2 rRNA genes are annotated in these 4,337 nt (G+C 54.9%); both read left to right on the top strand.

From position 1 onward, the window contains the following. Positions 1 to 1,431, top strand: a 16S ribosomal RNA gene (locus ACZ6JE_RS15000); the annotation flags it as partial. Between the two features lie 477 nt (positions 1,432 to 1,908). After that, a 23S ribosomal RNA gene (locus tag ACZ6JE_RS14995) occupies positions 1,909 to 4,337 on the top strand; the annotation flags it as partial.

Below are 4,337 nucleotides of genomic sequence, written 5' to 3'. Positions count from 1 at the left end.
ATTAGTGGCGAACGGGTGAGTAACACGTGAGTAACCTGCCCTTGACTCTGGGATAAGCGCTGGAAACGGCGTCTAATACCGGATACGAGCTTCAGCCGCATGGCTAGGAGTTGGAAAGAATTTCGGTCAAGGATGGACTCGCGGCCTATCAGCTAGTTGGTGAGGTAATGGCTCACCAAGGCGACGACGGGTAGCCGGCCTGAGAGGGTGACCGGCCACACTGGGACTGAGACACGGCCCAGACTCCTACGGGAGGCAGCAGTGGGGAATATTGCACAATGGGCGCAAGCCTGATGCAGCAACGCCGCGTGAGGGATGACGGCCTTCGGGTTGTAAACCTCTTTTAGTAGGGAAGAAGCGAAAGTGACGGTACCTGCAGAAAAAGCACCGGCTAACTACGTGCCAGCAGCCGCGGTAATACGTAGGGTGCAAGCGTTGTCCGGAATTATTGGGCGTAAAGAGCTCGTAGGCGGTTTGTCGCGTCTGCTGTGAAATCTGGGGGCTCAACCCCCAGCCTGCAGTGGGTACGGGCAGACTAGAGTGCGGTAGGGGAGATTGGAATTCCTGGTGTAGCGGTGGAATGCGCAGATATCAGGAGGAACACCGATGGCGAAGGCAGATCTCTGGGCCGTAACTGACGCTGAGGAGCGAAAGCATGGGGAGCGAACAGGATTAGATACCCTGGTAGTCCATGCCGTAAACGTTGGGAACTAGATGTGGGGGCCATTCCACGGTCTCCGTGTCGCAGCTAACGCATTAAGTTCCCCGCCTGGGGAGTACGGCCGCAAGGCTAAAACTCAAAGGAATTGACGGGGGCCCGCACAAGCGGCGGAGCATGCGGATTAATTCGATGCAACGCGAAGAACCTTACCAAGGCTTGACATATACCGGAAACGTCCAGAGATGGTCGCCCCGCAAGGTCGGTATACAGGTGGTGCATGGTTGTCGTCAGCTCGTGTCGTGAGATGTTGGGTTAAGTCCCGCAACGAGCGCAACCCTCGTTCTATGTTGCCAGCACGTAATGGTGGGAACTCATAGGAGACTGCCGGGGTCAACTCGGAGGAAGGTGGGGATGACGTCAAATCATCATGCCCCTTATGTCTTGGGCTTCACGCATGCTACAATGGCCGGTACAAAGGGCTGCGATACCGTAAGGTGGAGCGAATCCCAAAAAGCCGGTCTCAGTTCGGATTGAGGTCTGCAACTCGACCTCATGAAGTCGGAGTCGCTAGTAATCGCAGATCAGCAACGCTGCGGTGAATACGTTCCCGGGCCTTGTACACACCGCCCGTCAAGTCATGAAAGTCGGTAACACCCGAAGCCAGTGGCCTAACCCCTTGTGGGATGGAGCTGTCGAAGGTGGGATTGGTGATTAGGACTAAGTCGTAACAAGGTAGCCGTACCGGAAGGTGCGGCTGGATCACCTCCTTTCTAAGGAGCATGTACCAGCCCTGCTGTTTACACAGGGATTTTCTGGTCAAGTCAGTTTCGGAGCGAATGTCTCCGGCTGGCGCTCATGGGTGGAACATTGACAATGGCTCTCCGGTGAGGGCATCAGCATCAGTACGACATCTTCGGGTGTTTGGAACGTGAGGGTGTTCGAGGTGGGGAGTGTGCACGCTGTTGGGTCCTGAGGGACCAAACTTCCCTGCGCTTCGGTGTGGGGGGTTGAACTCCTCTGGGCCATATGAGTCCTGCATTATTCGCAGGGTGAGTATGGGACCCGCCCGTATTTTGAGAACTACACAGTGGACGCGAGCATCTTAGTCGCAGACAGTATCTGGCCTTCGGGTCGGGTGGTTGTTTGTGATACTAAGTGCAATTTCTTAGACCAACCCGCTCCTTCGGGGGTGTGGTTGGCGAATGAGATAACACTGAGCTGCTGGCTTCGGCTGGCAGCAACTTTGTGGTCAAGTTTCTAAGAGCAAACGGTGGATGCCTTGGCATCTGGAGCCGAAGAAGGACGTAGAAATCTGCGATAAGCCTCGGGGAGCTGATAATCGAGCCCTGATCCGAGGATTTCCGAATGGGGAAACCCCGCCAGGCATTTTGACCTGGTGACTCCCGCCTGAATATATAGGGCGGGTAGAGGGAACGTGGGGAAGTGAAACATCTCAGTACCCACAGGAAGAGAAAACAACAGTGATTCCGTCAGTAGTGGCGAGCGAAATCGGAAGAGGCTAAACCGGTCATGTGTGATAGACGGCGGTCGTTGCATGGTCGGGGTTGTGGGACCCGTTGTCCTGTTCTGCCGGACAGGAGCAGTTACAGCGCAGTATAGGCGAACAGCTTTGAATGGCTGGTCATAGAGGGTGCGAACCCCGTAGCCGAAATGCTGGCGCTGGCTGAATGGGGATCCCAAGTAGCACGGGGCCCGAGAAATCCCGTGTGAATCTGTCAGGACCACCTGATAAGCCTAAATACTCCCAGATGACCGATAGCGGACAAGTACCGTGAGGGAAAGGTGAAAAGTACCCCGGGAGGGGAGTGAAATAGTACCTGAAACCGTTTGCTTACAAACCGTTGGAGCCTCCTTGTAGGGGTGACAGCGTGCCTTTTGAAGAATGAGCCTGCGAGTTAGCGATATGTGGCGAGGTTAACCCGTGTGGGGTAGCCGTAGCGAAAGCGAGTCTTAATAGGGCGATACAGTCGCATGTCCTAGACCCGAAGCGAAGTGATCTATCCATGGCCAGGTTGAAGCGACGGTAAGACGTCGTGGAGGACCGAACCCACTTCAGTTGAAAATGGAGGGGATGAGCTGTGGATAGGGGTGAAAGGCCAATCAAACTTCGTGATAGCTGGTTCTCTCCGAAATGCATTTAGGTGCAGCGTTGCGTGTTTCTTGCCGGAGGTAGAGCTACTGGATGGCCGATGGGGCCCAAAAGCTTACTGACGTCAGCCAAACTCCGAATGCCGGTAAGTGAGAGCGCAGCAGTGAGACGGTGGGGGATAAGCTTCATCGTCGAGAGGGAAACAACCCAGACTACCAACTAAGGTCCCTAAGCGTGTGCTAAGTGGGAAAGGATGTGGAGTTGCATAGACAACCAGGAGGTTGGCTTAGAAGCAGCCACCCTTGAAAGAGTGCGTAATAGCTCACTGGTCAAGTGATTCCGCGCCGACAATGTAACGGGGCTCAAGCACACCACCGAAGTTGTAGATTTCGTATTATAGACAAGCCTTCGTGGTTCAGTCGTACGGAGTGGTAGGAGAGCGTCGTGTGGCCAGTGAAGCGGCGGTGTAAACCAGCCGTGGAGGCCACACGAGTGAGAATGCAGGCATGAGTAGCGAAAGACGGGTGAGAAACCCGTCCTCCGAAAGACCAAGGGTTCCAGGGCCAGGTTAATCCGCCCTGGGTAAGTCGGGACCTAAGGCGAGGCCGACAGGCGTAGTCGATGGACAACGGGTTGATATTCCCGTACCGGCGAAGAACCGCCCAAGCTAATCCAGTGGTGCTAAGAGTCCTAACCCGGCTGAGTGGATCCCTTCGGGGTGATGCCGGCCGGTCTAACGCTCGACCCCATGCTGGTGCGGTTAACGTATTAACAGGTGTGACGCAGGAAGGTAGCTGAGCCAGGCGATGGTATCCGTAAGGTGAACCTGGTGTAAGGATGTAGGGCTGACGATAGGCAAATCCGTCGTCAATGCGCCTGAGATCCGATGCGTACCCCGTATGGGGGAAATCAGTGATCCTATGCTGCCGAGAAAAGCATCGACGTGAGGTTCAAGCCGCCCGTACCCCAAACCGACTCAGGTGGTCAGGTAGAGAATACCAAGGAGATCGAGAGAATCGTGGTTAAGGAACTCGGCAAAATGCCCCCGTAACTTCGGGAGAAGGGGGGCCGGAACCGTGATGGGATTTACTCCCGGAGCGGGAAAGGCCGCAGAGACCAGTGGGAAGCGACTGTTTACTAAAAACACAGGTCCGTGCTAAGTCGCAAGACGATGTATACGGACTGACGCCTGCCCGGTGCTGGAAGGTTAAGAGGAAGGGTTAGCGCAAGCGAAGCTCAGAATTTAAGCCCCAGTAAACGGCGGTGGTAACTATAACCATCCTAAGGTAGCGAAATTCCTTGTCGGGTAAGTTCCGACCTGCACGAATGGCGTAACGACTTCCCAGCTGTCTCAACCGCGAACTCGGCGAAATTGCACTACGAGTAAAGATGCTCGTTACGCGCAGCAGGACGGAAAGACCCCGTGACCTTTACTACAGCTTGGTATTGGTGTTCGGAGTGGCTTGTGTAGGATAGGTGGGAGACTGTGAAGCTTGGACGCTAGTTCAGGTGGAGTCATTGTTGAAATACCACTCTGGTCACTTTGGATATCTAACTACGAACCGT

This window comes from Frigoribacterium sp. AC759, assembly GCF_979256015.1.
This window is presented reverse-complemented; position numbering and strand designations above follow the sequence as displayed.